Annotated in this window: 28 protein-coding genes and 2 pseudogenes; 5 read left to right on the top strand and 25 right to left on the bottom strand. The window is 40.6% G+C overall.

Going from position 1 to position 24,175, the window contains the following annotated elements; genetic code table 11:
• Nucleotide 1: 1 nt before the first annotated feature.
• Complete coding sequence (locus tag LOR49_RS12440; protein ID WP_240377061.1) at nt 2-142, bottom strand: hypothetical protein; 141 nt, start codon at nt 140-142, stop codon at nt 2-4.
• Nucleotides 143-158: 16 nt separating this feature from the next.
• The gene (locus LOR49_RS12435; protein WP_240377060.1) at nt 159-1,430 is read right to left on the bottom strand and encodes a hypothetical protein; all 1,272 of its coding nucleotides are present in this window, start codon (nt 1,428-1,430) and stop codon (nt 159-161) included.
• A gap of 105 nt (nt 1,431-1,535) precedes the next feature.
• On the opposite strand from LOR49_RS12435, the gene LOR49_RS12430 reads away from it, so the two are divergent.
• Nucleotides 1,536-2,345 (top strand): hypothetical protein, encoded by an 810-nt coding sequence (locus LOR49_RS12430; protein ID WP_240377059.1) that lies wholly within the window; start codon nt 1,536-1,538, stop codon nt 2,343-2,345.
• A 77-nt stretch (nt 2,346-2,422) separates the two neighbouring features.
• Here the strand turns inward: LOR49_RS12430 and LOR49_RS12425 are convergent, their stop codons facing one another.
• From LOR49_RS12425 to LOR49_RS12345, 17 genes and pseudogenes are all read right to left on the bottom strand, one after another.
• A complete protein-coding gene (locus LOR49_RS12425; protein WP_240377058.1) occupies nt 2,423-2,719 on the bottom strand; it encodes a DNA-binding protein in 297 nt (98 codons plus the stop codon).
• Nucleotides 2,720-2,730: 11 nt separating this feature from the next.
• Nucleotides 2,731-4,266, bottom strand: coding sequence for a PH domain-containing protein (locus tag LOR49_RS12420; protein ID WP_240377057.1), 1,536 nt, complete (start codon nt 4,264-4,266; stop codon nt 2,731-2,733).
• A 20-nt stretch (nt 4,267-4,286) separates the two neighbouring features.
• The gene (locus tag LOR49_RS12415; protein ID WP_240377056.1) at nt 4,287-4,784 is read right to left on the bottom strand and encodes a PH domain-containing protein; all 498 of its coding nucleotides are present in this window, start codon (nt 4,782-4,784) and stop codon (nt 4,287-4,289) included.
• Nucleotides 4,785-4,869: 85 nt separating this feature from the next.
• Nucleotides 4,870-6,057, bottom strand: a complete 1,188-nt coding sequence (locus LOR49_RS12410) for an ABC transporter permease (protein WP_240377055.1) — start codon at nt 6,055-6,057, stop codon at nt 4,870-4,872.
• Nucleotides 6,054-6,755 carry an ABC transporter ATP-binding protein gene (locus LOR49_RS12405; RefSeq protein ID WP_240377054.1) on the bottom strand — a complete coding sequence of 234 codons (702 nt, stop codon included), beginning with the start codon at nt 6,753-6,755 and terminating at the stop codon, nt 6,054-6,056. Before LOR49_RS12405 ends, LOR49_RS12410 begins: the two co-directional genes overlap by 4 nt.
• On the bottom strand, nt 6,752-7,858 hold the full coding sequence (locus tag LOR49_RS12400) for an efflux RND transporter periplasmic adaptor subunit (protein WP_240377053.1): 1,107 nt from the start codon (nt 7,856-7,858) through the stop codon (nt 6,752-6,754). The genes LOR49_RS12405 and LOR49_RS12400 overlap by 4 nt, the downstream gene beginning before the upstream one ends.
• A 5-nt stretch (nt 7,859-7,863) precedes the next feature.
• Entirely contained in the window at nt 7,864-8,523 is a 660-nt protein-coding gene (gene yknW / locus LOR49_RS12395; protein ID WP_476693203.1) for a YknW family membrane protein, read from the bottom strand.
• Nucleotides 8,524-8,809: 286 nt separating this feature from the next.
• Nucleotides 8,810-9,913 (bottom strand): LolA family protein, encoded by a 1,104-nt coding sequence (locus LOR49_RS12390; RefSeq protein WP_240377051.1) that lies wholly within the window; start codon nt 9,911-9,913, stop codon nt 8,810-8,812.
• Nucleotides 9,900-11,393 (bottom strand): sensor histidine kinase, encoded by a 1,494-nt coding sequence (locus tag LOR49_RS12385; RefSeq protein ID WP_240377050.1) that lies wholly within the window; start codon nt 11,391-11,393, stop codon nt 9,900-9,902. The genes LOR49_RS12390 and LOR49_RS12385 overlap by 14 nt, the downstream gene beginning before the upstream one ends.
• Nucleotides 11,390-12,091, bottom strand: coding sequence for a response regulator transcription factor (locus LOR49_RS12380; RefSeq protein WP_240377049.1), 702 nt, complete (start codon nt 12,089-12,091; stop codon nt 11,390-11,392). The genes LOR49_RS12385 and LOR49_RS12380 overlap by 4 nt, the downstream gene beginning before the upstream one ends.
• A gap of 205 nt (nt 12,092-12,296) precedes the next feature.
• Complete coding sequence (locus tag LOR49_RS12375; protein WP_240377048.1) at nt 12,297-12,587, bottom strand: hypothetical protein; 291 nt, start codon at nt 12,585-12,587, stop codon at nt 12,297-12,299.
• 58 nt (nt 12,588-12,645) lie between these two features.
• Complete coding sequence (locus LOR49_RS12370) at nt 12,646-12,945, bottom strand: DUF2089 family protein (RefSeq protein ID WP_240377047.1); 300 nt, start codon at nt 12,943-12,945, stop codon at nt 12,646-12,648.
• A gap of 389 nt (nt 12,946-13,334) precedes the next feature.
• Nucleotides 13,335-14,237, bottom strand: a complete 903-nt coding sequence (locus LOR49_RS12365; protein WP_240377046.1) for a helix-turn-helix domain-containing protein — start codon at nt 14,235-14,237, stop codon at nt 13,335-13,337.
• A gap of 168 nt (nt 14,238-14,405) precedes the next feature.
• Nucleotides 14,406-14,594, bottom strand: a pseudogene (locus tag LOR49_RS12360) (hypothetical protein); the annotation flags it as partial.
• Between the two features lie 195 nt (nt 14,595-14,789).
• Nucleotides 14,790-15,023, bottom strand: a complete 234-nt coding sequence (locus LOR49_RS12355) for a hypothetical protein (RefSeq protein WP_240377045.1) — start codon at nt 15,021-15,023, stop codon at nt 14,790-14,792.
• Complete coding sequence (locus LOR49_RS12350; RefSeq protein ID WP_240377044.1) at nt 15,020-15,403, bottom strand: hypothetical protein; 384 nt, start codon at nt 15,401-15,403, stop codon at nt 15,020-15,022. The genes LOR49_RS12355 and LOR49_RS12350 overlap by 4 nt, the downstream gene beginning before the upstream one ends.
• A 142-nt stretch (nt 15,404-15,545) precedes the next feature.
• The gene (locus tag LOR49_RS12345; protein WP_240377043.1) at nt 15,546-15,758 is read right to left on the bottom strand and encodes a hypothetical protein; all 213 of its coding nucleotides are present in this window, start codon (nt 15,756-15,758) and stop codon (nt 15,546-15,548) included.
• A gap of 306 nt (nt 15,759-16,064) precedes the next feature.
• On the opposite strand from LOR49_RS12345, the gene LOR49_RS12340 reads away from it, so the two are divergent.
• The 4 genes from LOR49_RS12340 (at nt 16,065) to LOR49_RS12325 (ending at nt 20,570) form a co-directional block, all read left to right on the top strand.
• Nucleotides 16,065-16,757 (top strand): response regulator transcription factor, encoded by a 693-nt coding sequence (locus tag LOR49_RS12340; RefSeq protein ID WP_240377175.1) that lies wholly within the window; start codon nt 16,065-16,067, stop codon nt 16,755-16,757.
• A complete protein-coding gene (locus tag LOR49_RS12335; protein ID WP_240377042.1) occupies nt 16,754-17,758 on the top strand; it encodes a sensor histidine kinase in 1,005 nt (334 codons plus the stop codon). The genes LOR49_RS12340 and LOR49_RS12335 overlap by 4 nt, the downstream gene beginning before the upstream one ends.
• Before the next feature lie 93 nt (nt 17,759-17,851).
• Nucleotides 17,852-18,613, top strand: a complete 762-nt coding sequence (locus tag LOR49_RS12330; RefSeq protein WP_240377041.1) for an ABC transporter ATP-binding protein — start codon at nt 17,852-17,854, stop codon at nt 18,611-18,613.
• Nucleotides 18,603-20,570, top strand: coding sequence for an FtsX-like permease family protein (locus LOR49_RS12325; RefSeq protein ID WP_240377040.1), 1,968 nt, complete (start codon nt 18,603-18,605; stop codon nt 20,568-20,570). Before LOR49_RS12330 ends, LOR49_RS12325 begins: the two co-directional genes overlap by 11 nt.
• 1,137 nt (nt 20,571-21,707) lie before the next feature.
• Here the strand turns inward: LOR49_RS12325 and LOR49_RS12320 are convergent.
• From LOR49_RS12320 to LOR49_RS12295, 6 genes and pseudogenes are all read right to left on the bottom strand, one after another.
• Nucleotides 21,708-21,884 (bottom strand): hypothetical protein, encoded by a 177-nt coding sequence (locus LOR49_RS12320; protein ID WP_240377039.1) that lies wholly within the window; start codon nt 21,882-21,884, stop codon nt 21,708-21,710.
• A gap of 82 nt (nt 21,885-21,966) precedes the next feature.
• On the bottom strand, nt 21,967-22,233 hold the full coding sequence (locus tag LOR49_RS12315) for a hypothetical protein (protein WP_240377038.1): 267 nt from the start codon (nt 22,231-22,233) through the stop codon (nt 21,967-21,969).
• 62 nt (nt 22,234-22,295) lie between these two features.
• Nucleotides 22,296-22,520, bottom strand: coding sequence for a hypothetical protein (locus tag LOR49_RS12310; RefSeq protein ID WP_240377037.1), 225 nt, complete (start codon nt 22,518-22,520; stop codon nt 22,296-22,298).
• Nucleotides 22,521-23,013: 493 nt separating this feature from the next.
• Complete coding sequence (locus LOR49_RS12305; protein WP_240377036.1) at nt 23,014-23,397, bottom strand: VOC family protein; 384 nt, start codon at nt 23,395-23,397, stop codon at nt 23,014-23,016.
• A gap of 72 nt (nt 23,398-23,469) precedes the next feature.
• Nucleotides 23,470-23,766 (bottom strand): ArsR/SmtB family transcription factor, encoded by a 297-nt coding sequence (locus LOR49_RS12300; RefSeq protein ID WP_240377035.1) that lies wholly within the window; start codon nt 23,764-23,766, stop codon nt 23,470-23,472.
• Nucleotides 23,767-23,986: 220 nt separating this feature from the next.
• Nucleotides 23,987-24,175 (bottom strand): annotated as a pseudogene (locus tag LOR49_RS12295) (hypothetical protein); the annotation flags it as partial.

The following is a 24,175-nucleotide window of genomic DNA, read 5'->3' as shown; positions in this document are numbered from 1 at the left end:
GTTAAAACCATTGAATCAGCGATCTTATCAGATGAGCTAACCCTCTAAAAATAAGTTTAATTGGCATGAGAATCATTTCAGGAACGAACAGAATGAGATCAAGAATCCCGTCCCATTTCCTTTCCTTCTGCTTTCTTCTCATTCCCCTCGCCTCCCACCTACAATTCATCTAACAAGACTACTTCACCACTTACCGCATGGACACCGTACGGACAATCCAGCTTTCCGCATAATAGATATTGATGTCGTTCAAAGTCATACACATACACTGGGGTTATTTCAAGGTATGACTTGATTTTATCGTATGCCCCCTCTTTACTGAGGGTTATTTTCTCAGGTTCCTTAAAACCTTGATACATGTCCAATAAAAATTTGTTGTCCATGTAATTTAGAACATGCAAGCTTTCTGCATCAAGAAACACTTGAAGTTTTCGCTGAAACACACGGTTGTCTGGTTTAGTGTGTTTTATTGTAGCGAGAATATATCCCTGATTGCGATGCAATGTCTTGAGAACCCATTTCCCCGTATCGTTTGGTAACTCTTGGCGCAGAAAGTTTTCGACCGCAGTGATGCATTGTTCTTGTTCTGTTTTTGTAATTGGAAATGTATCAGGGTGCGGCTCTCGTTGAAAAACTTGCTCCACATCTACTTTCTCTTGTAAATCAATATTTGTGCTTTCAAACGGTTGGTCAATAGGTGTTTGCCATTCCAATGTTTTGTCGATTTGTAAATATGACCTTCTTTCTGCAATAAATTCAAAAGGGATGGTAGATTGCGCATCATTGGTCACAAAAATTTCTTCCATGCCATACACAGGGATAAGCCGCTCTTGCTCATGGGAAGGAAATTCAATGAGTTTTAACTGCTGCTTTGCTAACGGCTCTACCTCTTCCTGCGTTAATGAGAAAGATTCTTTTTTAACTTTATCTTGCGGTGGAAAATGACCATCGATCGAAAACAAAGTGAGATTTCCATCCTTATCAAACTTGATTTCAAGGAATCCAGAAGGAGAAACTTTCACTCCATCGATGCATTCTTGAAATCGGTATTCACCTTTTTCTTCCTTGACAAGCTGGAACTGCTCCCCATATGTCAGCCCTGTTCTTCTCTCCAATCCCTTTATGATGTCATGCTTACTGACATGTTGTTGAAGCTGGACTCCATTTGCATAGGACTTGCCGCCGACAAAAATAACACTCTTAAACTGACGGGTATGTATGTCTATGTCAATGGATGCTGTCCCCTCTGGATTGCTACCATCTTCTTCTCTTTCTTGAGCATGAGGTGGAAGCCACTCCATGCCTAATATGTACTCCGTTTCATTAAAGATATTTACAGATCTGCGAAGTTGATGTGTAAGTAGATTGTAGTCATCTAAGCCAAACGTTGCTTTTGTATAGTCAACCAATTCTTCTATTCTTTTATCCAAAATTACACCCCTATCACGTAAATCATGTGTTGAAAACTTTTCTTATCTCCGTCAAACTGAAATAATGAAGACATTGATTATTGTATCATTTATGGAGTTGGTTTGATGATTGCTTCCATGTATCAACGTAGAATGAAAGCAGCGTTCATTATTTCAATAGTTATTTTTCTCATTGCTGTTGGCGTCATACTTATCGATTGGCCTGATTCTTCTGACGACTGGCTTACTATTTTTTCGATTGGGATGGTTGGTTTGTTCATGGGAACCATTGCTTTCTCCAGCCGGAAAAAATACATAGACGTCAAAGATATTCATATCCCCAGAGGAAGCACTTCTGTGATGGAATTGGATCACCTTGTCCTAAAGAAGGATGTCGGCTTCTTCCCCCGTTTACTATTATTCGAAAAACAGGGGCGTTTTATCGGTACTGTCAAGCCATTGAAGATCCCATATCTCCTTTACCCAGTCAGTCTAGTACTGCGAGATTCTCTTATTATGATGCTCCCTATTTCTTACGGCGTATTTTCCAATGACGACAGCGTAATGCTTACGTTGAAGAGAAGAGGAATTAAGCAGTCCACGGTTACCGTAAAAGATACACAAGGGGAGAGACTTGGAGAGTATGTACAAAAGGATTTTAAAAGTCTGGTGAAGGTGCAAGGAGAGCTGAGAGACGCTAGTGGCGAGATTATTCTCCCCGTAGAGATTAAGGGATTTTCCGGCGATTTCACACTGAAAGACAAAGAAGGACGACAATGGGCACATTTTTACAATGGATACTTTCCCCATGAATATACGAAAGTGTTCCGGGACGTGGGGAACGATATTGTCGACCTCAAAGACGACCTTCCTGAAAATCATAAAATACTGTTAGTCGCAATGATTAGTTATGTCTTTCTCGAACGCAGCCAGTGAAGCAACCACGTAATCCTCTTCGGCTCTCCTTCACAAAGATATACCCGTTTTTTTATATGTGTTCATCAGAATATATTTCAGCTGTCTTCCCCTAATTTCATCAGCCATTCACGCAGTTTGGCTTTAGGGTAATATATATTTTCGTTCACTCTAATATGGGGGATGCTTGGATATTCCTGTATGAGTCTCTTGGCATCCTCTTTCGATATGCCCATGAAATAGTGTACATCTTTCTCTTTAATCAGTTCATGCTGGTCCTCTTCATCGAATGATTCGATAAGATTCTTCGCTTCCGGATTTTTAAAATTCTTTAACCCCTCGCCAATGAAATACCCCGCAGCGGCAATACCAGCCGCTAACCATACAAAATCCATTCTCTCTCCTCCTAGGAATGATGATTGAGATTACTATTAGGGAGTGATCCCTCTCCTTTTCTCACATGATACACTCCCCTATTTGCATACCAATGGTAACAACGGACAGCCTCATCCTGTGGAATATCAGAAAGGGTCGACACACGGACCGGTTTGGCCCTTGTGGAAATTTGCAGGGAGGCAAGCCCGAACTTACGCTGCAGCCATGATTCCGTGATTTCCAGCTCTTCGATTTTCATTCGTGTTGTTAAAAATAATTCTGTGGAAAAGGATCCACTTTGCAGTTGGATATAAGGGCTGCTGATCCTATAGCTGCTGTGGAGACCATCCAGTATGCGCGAGATGACAATGAGCACAAACAAAGCAATTGACATATACCAGCGTTCGGGCCAAAAGTAAAACACGACTGCTGTGACAATAATCCAAACATAACTGGGACGTGCCAGTTTCACAAAAAAAGCGGCTCTAGGAAGTTTCTTCAATTCAGTCTCTATTTCAAAGGACGGCAATATTTCCGGCACCAAAGAAAGGGCACGTTTTTTAGATATAAATGGAAAAAGAGTGCTTGCTACTTCTATTTTTTCTTCTCCCGCACCACCAGCACTAACAAGCTTCACCTCCACTATACCGAGCCATCTTCGCAAGAAGCTTTGATTCCATTTTATTGCTTGTACCTTCTTCTTTGGAATCGAAAATTCAGTGTGATTGAAAAACCCTTTTTGAATATAGATTCGATGTTCATCTGAAGTGACTTGAAAATTACCGTACTGAATGTAGGTCTTTCCTATCCCGAAAATCACCGACAGCATCAAAACGGCGACAACAACGAGCGCTGTCACGACCCATGACTTTTCGAAGATATGAATGGCGGCATCCATATACCCGTCTACTGAAAAAAGATCCTCTATTTTTGAGTAAAGAGTTATCAGTAATGGAATCAGGACAAAAAGACTAAACGATGTAAAAGAAGCAACGACAATTTCTTTTAACGTCATTTCGTAATGATCCGTTCGAGTGGGATGTTGCCGTTGGTCTTCCTCTTTTTTTGACTCCGCCTCCTGCAGGCTCTCATCACTCAGAACAGCATTATCATGTCTCAAATGCCTTTGTATCCGTTCCGCTTCTTTTCGGGAGATCACCTCCAGCTTGATGGAAGACTCATCCCCCACCGTTCCTGTATTCAATGTAAGAGACGTAAGCCCGAACAAACGATGAAAAAACGACGTATTCCGCCCCACGCTTTGAATACGCTCCAACGGAATAAAACGCTTTTCCTTGACGAAACGCCCTTCATTAATTTGAAGCTCTTTATCTGTAAATACATATTTAAACTGCCACCAACCAAACAGTATCGAGACTACCTTATAAATCAAATACAGAATGACCGCGATTTTTCCAACGTTCATGATCATAGAATCAGAACTTATATTAATGATGAAAAAAATGACGAAAAAAATCATTTCTTTTATGGACTTACCAATTGAAAAGATGATCCACAGCGGATGCATTCGCCGAGCTACTAGATCACGTGTTGTTTCATCGTTCATTGTCGGATAGAACTCCTTTTCTATTCATCAGTTTCAGTAATTTCTGCTAGGAAGGCAATGCGCGTCCGCAGTTCCTCTGCTTCTTTTACGGGAATAGCTGGTATATCATGCGAAGACGCCATCGTTCCAACCTTAATGGTCGCAAGACCGTATCGCCGTAAAAGCGGTCCCTGATTTGTATTTACATATTGAACCTTTGTCATAGGAACGATGAGATGTGTTTTCTTTATTGCTCCATGCTTTAACTGAATGTGCCGTTCATCAATGTCATAACGCCACGTCCGCTGTTGATAGATAGGACGGATGAATATCTCATATATGGAATGAATAACTCCAAGTATAATAAGAATATAGAGAATAAGCCCTACCCATTCTACCCAGTTATAGGAATGGTGTAAAAACAGCAGTGCCCCTAATACGACATAGGCAATGAAGTCTTCTATTAGAGAGCTCATACGCCACACTTTCACCGCATCCGGTGAAATCCGCTGTTGTGGTTCTTCTATCGTTTGTGTCATAGTGCCCCTCTTTCTGTATGTAAATGTTACTGACTACATGTAAAATAACAACCGCAGCTACGTGCGGCGGTTGTGTATTGTTTCCTTATTCATATCTCAGTGATTCAATCGGGTTGAGACGTGATGCCTTGTTGGCTGGTAAGATACCAAAAACAACACCGATAACCATCGAGAATAATAACCCACCGACAATAACGGGCCATGAGACAAGGGCAGGCCAACCGGCAAAGTAGGAAACGATTGCCGCTGCACTTCCTCCAAGCATAATGCCAACTGCACCTCCGATCAGAGTAAGTGTCACCGACTCAACCAGAAACTGGAAAAGAATTTGCCCCCGAGTAGCTCCAAGGGACATACGAACGCCAATTTCACGTGTACGCTCTGTGACGGAGACAAGCATAATGTTCATCACGCCAATACCGCCAACCAATAGCGATACCCCTGCGATGCTTCCAATAATAATTGTCATCACCCTTGTTACTTGACCGATTCCTGCTGCGATTTCTTCCATATTCATCACTTGATAGGCTTCTTCTGTATGATGCATTTGATTCAACATCCCGGCTGCTTTCTTTCCCGCCTTCTGCAAATCTTCTGCATTATCTGCTTGTAACGTCACCTGGCTGATATCATTTGTAGCAAATACAGTGCGCCATGTATTCCAGGGGAGATACATGTCATTCGTACCAAACGCAAGCATGCCTGTAGGTTTTTTTAACACACCCACGATTTCCACTGGCTGTGAGTGAACATAGACAACTTGGCCGAGCGGATTCTTTCCATCAAAAAGCTCTTCTTGAAAAGAGGCACTCACGATCGCGGTACGACGTCCACCGAGAAAATCGGCAGATAAAAGATTTCTCCCGCTTGCCACCTCAAGCTCATTAACATCTAAATAGGCTTGGTTAATGCCTGTGATGGAGGAGTCCAGTGTGTTTTCTCTATAACGGACACTCCCAAATTCCGAACTCGTGGCGACGACTTGCGTCACTTCGGGAATAGATTCAACGGCACGAAGATCCTCTTGTGTGAAAGGTGACATGACATCCGGGCTTGTCTGTAATTCCTCGTCTGAAGGCATGTAAAATAATTCAATAGTATTTCCCTCACCGACAATTTGCGATTTCAGCATCGCTTCCCCGCCTTGCCCAACAGCGACAACGGCAATCACAGAACCAACACCAATAATGATACCAAGCATGGTTAAGATGGAGCGCATTTTATGAGCGCGAAGGGAGGAAAGCGCCATTTTAATATTTTCTATCACACTCACTCTGCGTCTTCCCCCTTGTTCACGGCAGTACGATCATCCTGTACAAGGATACCGTCTCGTACAAGCACTATTCTTCCGGCATGCTCTGCCACTTCATTTTCATGCGTAACAACGGCAATTGTCGTACCTTCCTGATTTAACATGGTAAATAACTCCATTATTTGAATGCTCGTTTTCGTATCAAGTGCGCCTGTCGGCTCGTCAGCTAAAATAAGGTCAGGCTGATTAACAATTGCTCTTGCAATCGCCACACGCTGTTTTTGTCCGCCAGACAATTCATTTGGTAAATGGTTCATACGATCAGACAGTCCAACTTTATCTAAAGCATCTATTGCTAGTTCTTCTCGTTCTTTTTTAGGTTTTCCCGCATAAATCAACGGAAGCTCGACATTCTTCAACGCATTTAGGCGTGGCAACAGTTGAAATTGCTGGAATACAAATCCAATCGAACGGTTTCGTACGCGTGCCAGCTCGTTTTCATCGAGTTGTGACACACGCTCACCATGAAGCAAATATTTGCCACTCGTCGGTCGATCCAGACAACCAATAATATTCATCAGCGTTGATTTCCCGGAGCCAGAAGGACCCATGATTGCAGTAAACTCACCTTGACGTATCGTTAAGTCAATTCCTTTCAAGACGTTAACTTGTTCTTTTGCAATCGGATAGCTTTTGACAATGGATTGAAGACGAATCATGTGACAGTCACTTCCATCCCATCTGTCATGTCGTCAGCTGGATTGATGATAACTTGCTCGTCAGCTGACAGTCCGTCCTTCATTTCAATCGTCTCCCCCGAAACCGATCCAACTTTCACCTCTCGCCGCTTTGCTAGACCATCCTTTACAACATAGACGTAATGAACGTCACCGTCCTGCTTCACAGCCGTTAGAGGGAGAGTTTTCGCCTTATGTTGATCCGTTTGGATTTCCAAAATCATTTGAAAACCTGGTTTTACGTTCATGTTTTTATCGTCGATTGTAACTTCAATCGGATATTGGACTCCCGGTGTATTGCCAGCTCCTGCAACGTTGTCTGCTTCTTGTGGCAAATAGGAAACAAGACTAACTTTTCCTTCCCACGTTTTGTCTGGTACCGCGTCAGAACGGAGCGTAACAGACTGGCCTTCTTCGATTTTCAGCGTGTCATATTCCGAAATAACCCCTTCCACAACAAGCTTATCAAGAGAGCCAATGCGAACAAGCGGTTGTTGTTCCATTTGGTTTGACCCCGCTGCCGCCTCTTCATTCACTTCCAACACAATTCCTTCTATGTCACTTTTCGCCTCTAATTCGGCGATTTGCTGTTCCGTTGACTCTTGTTGAAGTTGAGCTTGCTTGATTTCAATGTTTGCCTGTTGCTGTTGAAGTTTCACTTGGTCATGTTCAGCTTGAAGCTGTTCATTATCTTCATCTTCTTGCAATTGCTCATCCAGCTCTTTATGTTGTTCACGAATATCATGTAACTGTAAGGTACCCGACTGAAGCTGCAGTTCATTTTGTTTTTTTTCCAGTGCGAGCTGTTCGTTCTTATAACGAATGAGTGGTGTGCCTCTTTTGACATTTTCCCCTTCTTCTACGAAAATTTCAGCTACTTCGCCTTTCTCAGGTGTATAATAAATCGTCTGCTGCTCCGCCAATGTTAACCTACCTGGCGTCATCACATTTTCTGTAATAGTTTCTTCCGATAGTGTCGTCACTTTAGCGGTAATGCTTCCTTCGGTAAGGTTTTTCCAGATATTAAAACTAACCAATCCGCCAATTAATACAATGACCCCTGCTGCGATCCATATTTTTTTCATGCTATTTACATTCCCATTCCAGCAAGACCTGCACTAATTATGGAAAATAGAAGACCAAGAACAAAGAACGCGAGCGGTATGGCCCATGCTAATACTTTAGAAAAGCGGGCAACGACTTGAAGTCCGATGGCAGTGAGAATCACTTGCCAAATGGAAAATACCTCGATTCCACTCAGCATAGCAGAACCTTCCGTACCGATCAGTGAACCTAGACTTGTATACATAATCCCCGGGGCACCGCCAACTACTGCAATGATAATACCATTCAAAAGGGAGCCTAGTGCCCCGATAACAGCAATATAGGTATGCATCGAAAACAGTTGTTTAAACGAAACCTGAGACTGGGCAATTTTCGCGATAAGCATGTAAATGGCACTTGCAATTAACACGCTAAACAGTGGCCCAATGAGTCCCCCAATAAGTGCCATCGCTTGGCCAAATGCATTGAACGCTGCGGCTTCATCCGCCGGTATGCCTTCAATCTCTGGAGTTTCTACTCCCATGGCAATAAGCCAGGTACTAATGGCAGATACAACCATGACAAGAATCATGGCAATCCAAATAGCGGGCCTTTTCTTTATACGTTCAAATTGTTCAGTCGGGCTTCCTATCATCCCTAAAACGGATGGTTTTGGCTCTATAGTTTTGTCAGACATTGTCGTCATCCTCTCCATTTTTATAACTCTACACTTTCTAAAACAAAGCTAATGTGTCAGACATAAACAAGCAAAAACAAGGGAACTCTCAGACACAATTCCCATGTTAACATGAGGCCAAGTACAATGGCGTCTGGTATCTTTTTCATGATTCGTTTTTTAATAGACTTGACCTCTTATAAGCGCTGTTTCAGTTCCCTTCGCTTTTCCCTTTTCCTCCTGTCAATTAGTGCCCAGTAAAATGATGATGGCAAGGCACAATGTATGAAGCTGCTCCTAAACCACCTTCTGTCTCCTACTCAACAGGGAGCATGTCATCTGTCAACGTTTTAAAATCTTCAAGTGTTAGATTCGGGTCAGTAAGGATGATCGAATAATTGGAGCCATTTTCCTGCCAGACCAATGAGCGGAAATCATTCATTTCCATGTAGGTCCCCTCTTGATTGCGAACCGTAACGGCTTCTTCGCCAGGTAACACTTCTGTGTCCTCTTCTGACTCTTCCAGAGATTCAAACACTGTCATTGTAAAATAAGGCAGTCCATCCTTTTCGTAATCAATGTTTACTTCCTTCCTTTGCAGTTCACCTTGTATGTCTAAGAGTTCCACTCGGCTGATAGAAAGTCCGTCTGTTTCAGGGAAATAAAGAAAGGCTTTTCCAATATTATCAGCTGCTTCCTCAAGCGTTACTTCCCGTGTCTGATCCATGTTTTCCAGATCTTGAACTTCCACATCATCGGGAAGGTCAAGCGCAAATGTTCCGGTTGGAATTTCCGGATCCAGCTCTATTTCTGTGTACGTCATTTCTATTCGGCTATCACCGGATCTCGAATCCATTTTTAATACCATCCAATTTTCTTTATCCACCCACAGTTCTTGATCCCCAATCAAAGCATTATCCTTTTTTGCTTTGGCAATAAGATGGTACGCCGCGCGTCCCGCTACCTCTTCTTCTCCACCTAGCGAAACATCATGTGTATCCTGAACCATTTTCAGTAATTGTTCGGCTTGTTGTTTCGGCGACATCTGATTAATCGAAAGAAGTTCCGGGTTGTCTTCAATCACAAATGCCTGTTTTGTTTCCGGTTGGTAACTAGTTAAGTTAGCCCCGTCATTTACTGCAATGCTTTTTTCACTTCCGTCTTGATTTACCGTTTCTATTCTTCTTTTTCCTTCTTTGCTTACCCATTCTTTCATGAGGATTTGTTCAGGATCCTTTCCTTTTTCCTCCGTCGTCATTTCAGCTTCCGCATAGTATGCTTCTAGTTCGGTTGTCTCTTCTAATGCATTGTTAATCACTTGCTCTGGTGAATATTGATTTTCTTGAGACGAACACCCAAATAATCCGATTGTTATCACCCCTATGGTACTTATCATTCCAGCTAATTTAGTTCGTTTCATCGTCCTCACCTTTTCTCTGTAATTTTGGTAATTTACACATGACACATGTACCAATTCCTTTGTTTGAGAGTATCCGGACTTCGCCACCGTGTTTATCCATAATTTGTTTTGTAATACTTAGTCCCAGCCCCGTTCCGCGTGCATCTTTTTTGCTTCGTGCTTGATCGGCCTGATAAAGAGGATCAAAAACGTGAGATAATTTTTCATCTGTTATGCCTTTCCCCTGATTTTGAACAATAAGATACACATTATCCTGCGCAGCATCAACATTCTGTTCTTTGAGGAGTGGTAATAAGAAGGGGACCATCCAATCCGGGAGTGGCCTGTCCGCTGAAATAGCCGTCATCCAAATATGCCCCCCTTCTTTTGTATGCCGAATCGCATTGCTCATCAGATTATCAGCTACACGCACCATTTGTTTCGGGTTCACTCGGTATTTCCCTGTCACGTCACAGTGGACATGCAAGTGTATGTTTTTTTCCTTACATAATGGTTCGTAATCGGAAACAAGCATGTCAAAAAACTCATTGCCGTCTACTTCGACAAGTTCCATTTCGTATGCCGGTGATTGTAACAGGGTATACATCAATAAATCATCCAGCATTTGTTTCATGTAATGTGCTTTATTGACCACCACATCTCGGTATTCCATCCGCTCTTCGACAGACAATTCTCGTTCGGAAACAAGTGACTCCGTATAAGCACGGATAGAGGTGAGCGGCGTTTTTAAATCATGAGAAATGGTTGCAATCATGTATTCTTTTTCTTGTTGTTCTTTTGCTATTTTCTTCCTTGCCGCTTCTATTTGTTGTCTCATTCCGTTAAAATGTGTCGTCAATTCTCCGATCTCGTCTTTCTCCGTTGGTACTTCCTCGACTTCCTCTCTATTTGCGAAAGCCGTCATTTGCTTCATTAAGCGGTTCAATCTTCTGGTTAGTTTTCGATTGACTAAATATACAACGGTTAGATAGATTAGTAAAAAAAAGACAATAAACACACCTGCCATGAACCAACTACGATCTTCAACGCCAGCCGTCCACTCATCACGAGCCATTTCCACCTCAAAAAAACCGACGAGTTCGTTTTCAGATAAGACAGGCTGCTTGTATCGGTAGGTTCGATAGCCTTGTTCTAGGGAATACAAATTTTTATAACGCTCTTCTCTGCCGAGGGCAAGGAAGGAAGAGGCATTTACAGGGTCAGAAGCATAGAGAACAAGCCCGTCATCGTTATAGAGAACAATTGACACTTGTGGTTGGACAAGGTTGTCAACTTGCGGGCGCTCTACATTTGGCTGATAAAGGGTAGGATCTTCTAAAACCGATGTAATCGCTTGTAATTCCGTCCACTTCTGAAAATATTCTTCCACTTTCTGATCTTCATGATAGGCATTGATCCAAGCAAACAACGTGTAAGCAGCAGCAAGCGGAAGGATCATCACGATGAAATAAGAGAACAACAGCCAAGTTTTTAATTTCATACCGGTTCTCCAATAAATCGGTAGCCTTTCCCCCATACTGTTTGAATAAATTGGGGTGTTTTCACGGGATCCATTAACTTTTCCCGTAATGATTTAATATGGACAGTGACCGTATGTAAACCATCCGCATCTACTTGATGCCAAACATGTTGATACAATTCGCTTTTTGAAAACGTACGCTGAGGATTTTGTGCCATCACTTTCAATAAGTCAAATTCCTTTCCCGTTAAATCAATTTCATGGCCATGAATCAAAACTTTTTGTTGGTTCCAGTGAAGGGTCAACCCATTCATGTACGCTGTCTTATTTTCCAGATCTGGAACGCCTTGGTAACGCCGCCAACGACGGAGTAATGACCCGACTCTTGCTTTCAATTCCACTAAGCTGAATGGTTTTGCTACATAATCATCGGCACCGAGCTGCAGTCCCTCTACCTTATCTTCATCTTCTTTCCGTGCACTAATAATCATCATGGGTATATCGCTCTTCCAACGAATATTTTTACATAAAGTAAAACCATCCATCTCTGGCAGCATGAGATCAATGAGGACAAGATCATACGACCTCTCTTGAAAATCCTCCCAGCCTTCTAACCCCGTCGTCGCCCAAGTCACCTCATAACCTTCGCGCAAAAACGTATCACGAACAACACGTGCAATTTCAGGGTCATCCTCCACAAGAAGTAATCGTGCATTCATGAGTCATTCCTCCTGCAAATTAATGTAACACGGTAATACCAAATAACTTCAGAGTTTATAATTTCTTTATACTTTTAACAATTCTTCTTAACAGGATGAACTTTGCTCTATCAACCATTAAAATTAGACTTTTAAAAGAGTCCATACACTCTCTTTCATACTTGAATCGTCTCTACCAATATTCATTAACAGATCAGCCCTATAACTAACACGTATAACTTAAATCTTTGCCTTTCATTTTATCCATTTCCTTTTTCTGTTTCTTTTTGTAGGCTTCCTTACCATTGATCCAGCCACTTAATAAGAGGACCAAACCAAGGGAAAGCGGTACAATATTTTCCGTAGTAGCAGGCACCTCCCAATTTACAACCAACCAAATGATAAAGATCATATAGGCGGTCGGTAAAATTGCACCGAAAATCGTGATCCTTTGCTTGGAAATAAAGTATTGAACAATCAGCGTTGCTATTCCTGCAGCCCATAAAATGTAGTGCATCCTATATAGCCTCCTCTAGTTTTCAAAGATTCGATTTGAAGTTGCCGGTTTAATACTGTTATTCGTTCTGTTTCTCCCTTTGATATGTATCAATAATCATTTTGGCAACGTCTAAACTAATACGTTCATCAATGACAAGATTTTTAACCATATTCACGAATTCCACATCTTCTGCTTTACTGTTCAGTTCAATTTTATGAATTAAATTATCTAATCGCGTCCTTACTGTCGGATAAGAAACATCGTAGATTTTCGCAACCTTTTTTAAGGAACCAGAATTCATAATAAACTTCCTGATAAACTCAAGGGATTCATTATCTAAAGATAAAACCCACTCTGGAACATCTTCACGTTTCAACTTTGTCACCTCTTTCGTTAACAATGGTAACATAAAATTAAATAAAATTAAAATACATTTTAATTTTATTTAAAAGGTGCTTGGTCATACTCCTTATAAAGGTTTCTAAAAGGGTAAAAAGAAACAATAAAAAGGCCAACCAGAAATTAGCCTGATTGACCCTATAAGACGATTACGCTCACTTGAGTAGTTGAGCCATTCCAACCACCAATGACAAGAGATTGAGTTTGCATACTATTCCTTTTTTTAATCATTATCTTTTTTCTTATCTTCTCCAAATAAAAACCCGAGTCCAATAAGAAAAGTGAGTGAATGAACAAGTTGTAATACAACCGAAAACACTTTTCTCACGGCTGCTTCATTCCTCCTTTTTCTGAATTGGTTTTTTGTCATCTGACAGTATTATTATCTTCAAAATCCAAATTGAGTGGTTCATTGGGTAAACCTTCTGTGGGATTTTGCTCTGTCACCGGGACACTATCGTCTACCACTTCAAAACCAAGTTTGTCCATCCAAATTTGACCAGATCCATTTAACAACACGCCAAATGCTATGACTTCACTTTTTATTGGAATATCCAATACAACGCTGAAGTGATTCCAATCGTTTGTTCCTTTGATTGGACGATTCATCATATTATCAAAAGCAAGGACTTCTCCAGAAGAATGATCGACCCGCATCCACAAGCCAGCACTCTCTTTCACATCTGTACTCTTCACAAATGCGGAAAACCGAACTCGCTCTCCCCGATATTTATCTGACTTAATTTGTTGCATCAATGTCGCAAAGCCTTTTGCTTTTTCATTCTTCGATTTCAAATATGCCGAGTAGTTACCGCTATGTACCATCCCGTTATCTAAACCAGTTTCATAATCAAATGGCGATTCTCCTGTCATAATCCAACCGCTTGGCGCGTTACTATTAGTACTCACAATAAACTCCCCTTTGCTATCTAATTTCCTAAGCAGTTTCCGATAATCTCCTGGTGTTGTGTTGTAAACTTTCTTAAAGGCCCTTGTAAAAGATTCCTGAGAATGAAAGCGATAGGTTATCGCTATGTCAATCACTCTTTGATCCGTCGTGATTAACTCCCTCGCACTTTGAGTTATTCGTCGTTCTCGTATATATGCAGCAACTGATTTTCCAATAATCTTTCGGAAAATACGTTGAAAATGGAATTTCGAATAACCAGCCTGTTCAGCCAAAAGGGTGAGCTGCAATTCATTGGTCAGATGTTCTTCAATAAACTTTAATGATCGTTGAATAGCCGTTTCATGCGCTTGATAGGACATTTGGTCACCTCTTCACCTTACAAATCCAGTATAACGAAGTATTATGTAAGCAACTTGATCTTTTGTGCTAATGTTAGAAAGACGCAAACCTAAAAGTAAGGTTTGCGCCTCCGCCCGGTGAAGGAGTAATCTCCTTTCATAAAACTATGAATATGTGCTAGAAATATATTATCTCTTCGCTTTCGGCCATATAAGATGACTGATAGCAACTAAAAAATCAATGCCTAATACAATTGTCCATATTTTCAAAAAACCGGACAACACTTCCGTTCGAGAAGAATCGTTAATGAAATAAATAAGACTGAATAAAATTCCGACACCTAATAGATAAGCAAGCACATGTTGTCCCCAACTTTTTCATTCGAACCCCCCTTCTCCCGGCCCTAATGAAACCTTGGCTTAAAACATTACTTCATTAAAAAAGGAGAACGGTCATGGAATGGTTCTTCCCCGTTATGTTAGTGGTCGGCTTTATCGTGTTTTACATCGGAAAATAACTCTTGATCTTTCATTGTTGTTCCTCCACAGCTGCGTTTCCTCTTGATGAAAATGTTACACATCTTGCATTTTCTGTTTTGACATTCTTCTTATGACAAAATAGCTTAGCGGGGATAACAAAATGGCCGCGCCTAGAGAATAGAGAATATTAAAGAGAATAACAGCATCCCAGTTGAGACTGCTTCCTGGATGGCCGGCGCTTGCTTGTGACTCAACATAATTTTTAATACCGAAAGCAAGCATACCAATGATAAATAAGGAGAAAAAGCCGTTTAACCAGCTTTTCATCTTCTTATTCGAATGTGTTGAGAAGGAATTAAGACATTATCAATAAAAACTTTACAGCGGATTTTATAAAAACCGCCAAGAGCCACCTTTATATTTTTAGGTTCGTGACTATCATTATTTAGTTTTCCTGTTAAGGTTGCTCTTAAAGCTAGTCCAATATTTTCATCCTGTAATTCTCCATCTACATATAACTTTTCACCTAACCATTTATTTTCCACTTGTATGTGATGTCCGTCATATGTAGTTTCAAATACTTTCTTCACATCATCACTCCCTCGTATTTTCTTATTCCACTCTTGCGCCTTTGCCTGTACAAAAATAAACGCCCCTTTTTCAAAAAGCAAAGAAGGCGTTTTTCTATTTTTTATAAATGTCTCCACGGCTGCCAATCTTCAAAACAAGCACAATAAGACGCCCTTGATCGACCTCAAATATATGCCAATTCGCTTTCGGAACGTGCTCGTATAACCTTTCATCCGTTTCACGCTTGTATCTGCAAATGGATTTTCAGCTAAATCCTGTTCATACATCCCGAGATTCCTCTAATAGTTCATTAAGTGTAACATATCCCCCGTTTTTGACGCGCTTACGGGCTTCGTCCACTTCCTTTTTTGTCTCATCATTCAATTCCAATTCCTCTTCATCAAATAAATGACGTAGAAATTCATCCATTCGGGGTAACTTTTCTTCTGGCAATTCGTCCACCAACCGGTGTAACTTTTTCCTGTCAATCATAGTTAATCACCATCCTTTCTTCATTATGCCACCTACCGCGTTTAAAGGGAGGCCGTTCACTTTTCTAAATCCAACGAACAAAATAAATCAATGCGTTTTCCCCCCATGTAATTTTGAAACGCGTTCGTATATAATTCGAAAGAAGAATATTATGTTCTTGTTTATGAAATTATAATTTGGTTTATCTGGATAAGTGTCTAGATTCGGCGCCTAGGCGCTTGAGCTTTTCTTGAGAACTTATTTTACTTCCTCCTAAAGCTCATATTACTATAGGTTTAAATAGTTTTTTAAAGTGTGGTGAACGTGTTGTTTACAATTATGTTGGTCGAAGATGATGAAACATTATTTCAGGAAGTAAAGGATAGGCTTTCTCAGTGGTCTTATCGTGTGGATGGGGTCATGGATTTTGGTAATGTGCTTGAAGAATTTACAGAAAACAAGCCAGATTTGGTCATTATTGATATTCAACTGCCGAAGTTCGATGGTTTTCACTGGTGCCGGTTGATCCGATCGCATTCGAATGTGCCGATTATTTTTTTATCGTCGCGTGATCACCCGACTGATATGGTAATGTCTATGCAGCTTGGTGCGGATGATTTCGTCCAGAAGCCATTTCATTTTGATGTGCTTATTGCAAAAATCCAGGCGACCCTGCGACGGGTGTACAATTACAATACAAGTACCCAGCTGGAATTAAAAACGTGGTGCGGGGCAACGGTTGATTTTATAAAGGGAACGGTTTCCCGTGATCAGAAAGTGATTGAGCTCACGAAAAATGAGATGTATATATTAAAGATCTTGATTGAAAGGAAAAATGACATTGTGACACGGGAGGAATTGATTACGAGTCTTTGGGATGACGACCGATTTGTGAGTGACAATACACTGACCGTGAACATCAACCGACTGCGGAAAAAGCTGGCTGAATTGGAATTAGGTGACTTGATTGAAACCAAAGTCGGCCAAGGCTATGTCGCAAAGGAAGAGGCAACAAGATGATCAGGTTATTTTTAAGAGAGCGCCTCAGCTGGATTTTGTTTTTTGTTATTTCCCAGCTTCTTGTCCTGCTCATCGGTTATCTGGATATCGGAATTCATTTTAATTCGGTATTGTACATGGTATTTATAACGTCACTTTTCTTCAGTGTCTTCCTGGTTGTCCGTTATCATAAGGAAACTCGGTTTTATAGAGCATTGAAGCGTCACAGTCAGCCGTTTGATTTAACAACGATACCCGAGGCGGACAGCCCGTTTGAAGAAATGACATCTGAAATGATTCAGAAGCAAAATGAGGTATACAAAACACAATTAGACCATTTACATACACGTGTGGAACGAGAAAAAGATGATACACTGAGTTGGATTCATGAGGTGAAAACGCCGCTGACAACGCTTCAGTTAATCATTGAACGTGTTGATAACCATGCACTTAAGGGTCAGCTCATGTATGAATGGCTAAGGGTTCATTTACTGTTGGATCAAAAGTTGCATCAAAAGCGCATCCCCTTCATGCATAACGATCTTTTTATTGAAAAGACGGATCTGGAAACATTAATGTTCGAGGAAATTAAAGCATTGAAACTGTGGTGTATGCAGAAAGGCATCGGTTTTGATGTCAATCTTCATGTAACAGAGGTGCTGACCGATGCAAAATGGTTTGGATTTATTGCCAGACAGCTTTTATCGAACGCTGTTAAATACAGTGAAGCATCAGATGTCATGATTGAAAGTTTTATCGAGGATGAGCGGTGTGTGCTGACGATTGCTGATCAGGGGCGTGGGATTGATGCGAAAGACGTGCCGCGTATTTTTGACCAGGGGTTTACCAATACGATTGCGCATTTCGATCAAACGGCAACGGGTATGGGGCTGTACCTTGCCAAGCAAGTGACGGACTCCCTTCATATCACGATAGACGTGACATCGAGATTAGGAGAGGGGACAATGTTTACGTTGACGTTCCCGAAAGAGAATGATTTCGACGAGATTGCAGGCATGTGACGAATCTGTCACATGCTTTTTAGTTATTGTAAGAAATAGTGAAGGAGAACCCAGCGTGATGTAGGTAAGATTGAGACAAAAGGAGTGAATGACATGGCGATACTTGAAGCAATAAAAATTTATAAAACGTATGGAAACAAATTTAGAAAACAAGAGGTGCTTCGTGCCCTTGATCTACAGGTGCAGGAAGGGGAATTTGTAACTATTATGGGTGCATCTGGCTCTGGAAAGACGACTCTTCTGAACGTACTCTCGTCCATCGATCGTGTCAGTCAGGGAACGATTACAATTGAAGGGCAGAATTTTAACCAAATGAAAGATAAACAGCTCGCTGAATTCAGAAAGCATCACCTGGGGTTTATTTTCCAGGAGTATAATTTACTGGATACCTTAACGGTGAAAGAAAACATTCTGTTGCCGCTTTCCATTAAGAAGGTTTCCAAAAAGGAGGCCAACAAGGCATTTGACATGGTCGCTACGGAGTTGGGGATTGCAGATATCGCTAATAAATACCCGAATGAAATTTCCGGTGGGCAAAAGCAACGGACATCTGCGGCGCGTGCATTTATTCACGAACCGAGTATCATTTTCGCGGATGAACCAACAGGTGCGCTTGATTCAAAAGCAGCGTCAGAACTGTTGAATAAGCTAAGTGACTTAAACGCCAAGAGAAACGCATCGATTATTATGGTGACGCATGATCCATTGGCAGCAAGCTTTAGTAAGCGTGTGGTCTTTATAAAAGACGGACAAATATATACACAACTCAATAAGGGTGAGCAGTCACGTGATGAATTTTTTCAGGATATCATCAAGGCCCAGGGTGTTTTAGGTGGGATTAAGTATGAACATTAATCAGATCATTTATCGCAATCTAAAGAAAAACATTAAGAATTATTATGTGTATATTTTTGCACTGGTCTTTAGTGTGGCATTGTATTTTGCCTTCGTTACCTTGCAATACGATCCTGCATTGGACACGACGAAAGGTACGGTCAGAGGGGCAGCAGCCTTGAAAGCGAGTTCCATTATGTTGATCGTGATTGTTGCAGTCTTTCTTCTGTATGCCAACAATCTTTTTATCAAACGGCGGAGTAAAGAAATTGGGCTGTTTCAATTGGTTGGGATGACAAAAAGTGCGATTTTCCGGGTGTTAAGCGTGGAAAATGTAATGCTGTATGTTGGCTCACTTCTGATTGGAATTTTTCTTGGATTTTCGGTTTCACGGCTATTAATGCTTATTTTGTTCAAGGTAACGGGCGTGAACGATGTGGCAACGCTTAGCTTCTCTGTAGAGTCGTTGATTCAGACGTTGGTTGTTTTCTCAGCAATCTATCTGCTAATCATGCTGATGAACTATATTTTTATTAAACGTCAGAGTATATTGGCATTGTTCCATGTGCCGTCCACCGCAGAGCAACGGGTAAAGAAAATGACACCATTGCAGGCTCTGGTGGGCATACTGGGAATTGGTCTGATCGTGTTTGGCTATTACTTGTCATCACGCCTGTTCAGCAGTGAATTTTTCGGCAATCAATTATTTATTGTTATGCTGATGATTTTGGCATCCGTTATTTTGGGAACATACCTTTTTTATAAAGGATCTGTCAGCTTTATTTTCAATATCATCCGAAAGCAAAAAGGCGGTTATTTAAATGTAAATGATGTTCTGTCACTGTCATCGATTATGTTTAGAATGAGGTCCAACTCATTTCTTTTGACGGTGATCACAACGTTATCAGCACTTGCGATTGGATTGTTATCGCTCAGTTATATTTCCTATTATTCTGCTGAAAAAACGGCAATGGATAATATTCCAGACCATTTTTCCATTCCGACTCCGGATGATGCATCAGAGGCACCACCGGCAGAGAAGTTCATGAATGCATTGGATGAAGCTAACATTGACTATACAACAAGGCATGTTGATCTAATAGACGCTAGGGTTGATTTGTGGGATATCATTTCCATACCAGATGAAGCTGGCGGAGGTGAGCCCGCATTTGACGCCGGTGATACGACAATGACAGTTATTAGTGATGATGATGTGGGAGACTTGGATGTCGCTCAAACTGACGTATTTTTTGCCAATCGGGATAAAGCAATGGAGAAGATATTCCCCTTTAAAGACCAGGGGCAAATTACACTAAGCGGGGAAAAGACATCATTTGATCTGAAGTATCAAGGATTCAAAGATATCTCCGCCATACCTACACGTCTGACTGGTGGATTTCCGGTTGCTGTTGTGGATCAATCGATTTTCAAGAAGGTAGTTACTGACAAGGATCCTGATGTCAGACAGGAGTTTACTGCATATAAGGGGGTTAACATTAGAAACACCAGTAACGTGGAAGAAGCAGATGTGATTTTTCGCGATCTGGGATTTAATGAATGGGCTGGTTACGAATCAAGATATGCAAAGACCCTTAATCAGAAGATGAGTGTTGGACTCACAATGTTTATTGTCGGATTTCTAGGGTTAGCATTTCTTATTACGTCCGGGTGTATTCTTTACTTTAAGCAAATGGATGAAAGTGAAGATGAGCGGCCTAATTACACGATTCTTTGGAAACTGGGCTTCACAGAGAGCGACTTGCTAAAAGGCATTCGGCGCAAGCAACTCTTCAACTTTGGCATTCCACTTGTCGTCGGCCTGATCCACAGTTATTTTGCCGTCAAATCCGGCTGGTTTTTCTTTGGGACGGAAATGGTCATCCCTATGGCCATCGTCATGCTGATCTATACGGGATTATATTCTATCTTTGGGATGCTCTCGGTGCTGTATTATAAACGCATGATAAGGATGCGTTAACAGACTCCGTTTCGGGAGAGAAAAACACTATTAATACGTGAAATATAACATATGAATCAATTTCACAAGTACTTATTTCGATTAAATATACGAACAATAAGGCAAATAAATTATATACTATCCGTTTATTTTCATAAATATCTATTATTGATTGTAACGAAAGGCGGCGACTTCTGCAGGTGTCGGCTAAAATAGTGGAACTTCTGCTAAAACCGTGCACGTCGGGAAGGGAACTTCTACTAAGAACGCAAACGTCCTGTTTGCAACGTAGAAGTCAGTACATCCTGTACAAGTCAACGCAGAAGCCAGCACGTCGTGTGCAAGTACGTCCTGCGCCTGCGGTTACTCGGCGCAAAAATAGCAAAGATGTTACTCCTTGTAGTGTTCTTGTGACCAACGCCGACACTAGAACATCGTGTTCGTCGTAGCATGAGCCTTGAGACCCCGCAGGTAGCGGAATTAAGGGTCAAAGGCTAAAGACGCCACGTCCTGTGGCAACGCCTTTGTGACCAACGTCGTGCTGGCCTGAGGGGGGGCTCAAGCCATGCCCGCGGCTAAGAAGACACAGTGAGAACGAGCGTAAGCGAAATTCGAACTGATGTCGCCCTTGTGCCTGTAGGTGAAAGCGTCCGCCTGCAGTGAAAATCAAAAAAGCATTGCACTATTTTTCGAATCATTCGTATGTAACCACTGTATTTGAATTATGAAATTGACTCATATCAACAAATAACTAACAAAAGAAGCTGGAACATAGTTAAAATCTATGATACTCCTCTTTATAGACAAATGATTATCTGAATTTTTCTTTGACCAAAATCATTTGTCCCAGCCTCTTTTGGTGTATAATCTTTACCAAGTTCGATAAAGAAAAACGAGCGCTAGAATAATTCTTGTTCTTTCATCGTTGTTCCTCCACTGCTGCGTTTCCTCTTGATGAAAATGTTACACATCTTGCATGTTCTGTTTTGAGGTCCTTCTTATGACGAAATAACTTAGCTCGGCATTATCTCCCTCTCTTTCTGTCGCAGGAAGGGCTAAACACCCTCTCATTTCTTAAAGATACCTACCCATAACCATCAAAAGGCTTCGATTGCGGCATAGGATTGTTCAAATAAAGTGCCGGGTAATGCAATGACATTAATTGTTCACTTTTCTCCAAATCAATGAAGCAATGAAAAGTAGCGCACCAACCGAAACTCCAATAATTTGGTCTACTAGAAGTTCCCCCGTATTAAAATAACGAATAGTAAAAGTTCCTCCAAAAATAGCTATTATAGTAATTGCTAATTGAATAAGGTATGAGTTGATTTTCATCGTATACCTCCAATACCCAAAACAATCCTCACACTCGAGAACTGCACCGGATAGGTTAAAAAAATCTTGAAATGCTTAATTTTCATCTTCTAATTCGAATGTGTGAAGAAGGAATTAAGACATTGTCGATAAAAACTTTACAGCGGATTTTGGAAAAACCGCCAAGAGCCACCTTTATATTTCTAGCTTCGTGACTATCATTATTTAGTTTTCCTGTTAAGGTTGCTCTTAAAGCTAGTCCAATATTTTCATCCTGTAATTCTCCATTTATATATAACTTTTCACCTAACCATTTATTTTCTACTTGTATGTGATGTCCGTCATATGTCGTTTCAAAGACTTTCTTCACATCATCACTCCCTCGTACATTCTTATTCCATTCTTGCGCCCGTTACTCTACTATAATAAGAGCTACTTACTCTTTTCTTCTAAGTAATCCTCATAAGCCTTTTGAGCTTTATCTTGTTTGGGTGATACATTTGAAACCCTTTTATGGATATCAGTTAGTAAATACAATCCTCTGAAAATACAACCAACAACGATTCCAAAAGCAGCAATACCTCCCACAATTGGACCCATCATCAATAAAATGTACCCTAGAACTGCGCTTAGAATGATTGAAAAAAATAAATACAAATAACCCCCTCCAATTTTCACACAACTTATTAAATTATCTGGCCCTTTACCAACACAACCTTAATCCGGAATGGCGCCCATTTGCTGAAGTTTTCATTAAGAATGGAATTCTTTTTTCCATTTTACGTAGGTGTATATAAGTTGCATTAAGAGAGCAACAAAAAGTAGCACACTTAGAACTATCTTTATTTGTGTAGATGTATTTGTAACGAATAGCAGTATTATAGCTAAAACACCGATAGGTATCATCCATAGGGTTCTAATGAACTTGCTTTTGTAATTCAACTTCCAATAGGTAAAGCCTTTTTCTCTACCATTTTTCAACCTAAAACCTCCACGGAACTCTGCTAAATTCTTCCGCTGCTTTGTCTTAAACAATCTGGCCAGTTAAAGGCACAGCTCTTATTCAACAAATGCGCCCGTTTATGGCACTTTCTTTTCTGATATTAGCTGATATAGCTTAAATGAACTTTAAACAATTTTCATTATGGAATTACTGCTGTATTATCTGAATAAGGTTGCCGCATGTATCATCAAAGACAGCTATTGTTACATCGCCCATTTCTGTTGGCTCCATGGTAAACTTCACGTCTTTTTCTATCAATCGTTTGTACTCTTTTTGTACATCTTCGACACCAAACATTGTTGCTGGTATGCCATCGGCAAATATCTTCTGTTGATACTCTTTGGAAGCAGGATGTTCATCCGGTTCAAGCAGTAGCTCGGTACCGTTTTGATCATCGGGAGATACAACGGTTATCCACCTAAACTCTCCAGCAGGTTCATTATGCTTTTTTACAAATCCTAGTTTTTCTGTATAAAACTCCAAAGCTTTGTATTGATCGTTTACAAATATACTGTTAACAATGATTTTCATAATATCTTTCTCTCCTTTGAATTGAGTTAATGCTAATTAACAACTTATCCAGACAGAAAGCCATAAATTCGTTTAAAGTTTTAAGAAAAATTGCTCTATCCATCCTTTCACCAAATTTTTAAGTGGTTCGTTATTGAACGTAAGAACTCGATATTTCCCCTTTCGTATTGATTTGACAAGCTCAGCATCTTCCAATACAGAACGATGTTTAGATACTCCCTGTCGGGAAATGGTAAGATCGGACTTCATAATGAGACGACTAGTTAATTCAAACAACGTCAACTCATTTCGTTCAGATAGTTCGTCTAATATCAGCCGTCGAGTCGAGTCACTGAGAGCTTTGAATATAGTGTCTTTGTTCTTATTCATACATTGATCATAAGCAACCGTTAAGTTTCATCAAGTAAAAGCAACCTTGAAGTTGCTTGTTGAGAAAAAAGGCATTCACAATAAATACTATGAATACCTTGTCCTAAGCTTAAATATGACTTTATTCCATCTTTAGTTTGAGTGATAATACTTATTCCTGATAAGCACCCTACGATCTAGTGTGGACGCTGCTCTTTATCCCGGATTAGCGCCCGATTGTTTAATCATCTAATTCGTCGTTTTTCTTGTAAGAACGTTTTAAAGAAATGAAGTCAAAAAGGAAATAAAAAAGGATAAATAAGATTGGAAGAGCAATCATTTCTATTCCATCTTCGTAATTAGTTTGTTTATGGCATTCTAAAAATGTAGGTTTCGGAAGGCCTTCTATGTTGGTTGCCAAAGAAGGTAA

Source organism: Bacillus piscicola (genome assembly GCF_022458745.1).
Lineage (GTDB): Bacteria > Bacillota > Bacilli > Bacillales > Marinococcaceae > Alteribacillus_A > Alteribacillus_A piscicola.
The sequence above is the reverse complement of the archived record's forward strand: the minus strand, read 5'-3'. Positions and strand labels throughout refer to the sequence as shown.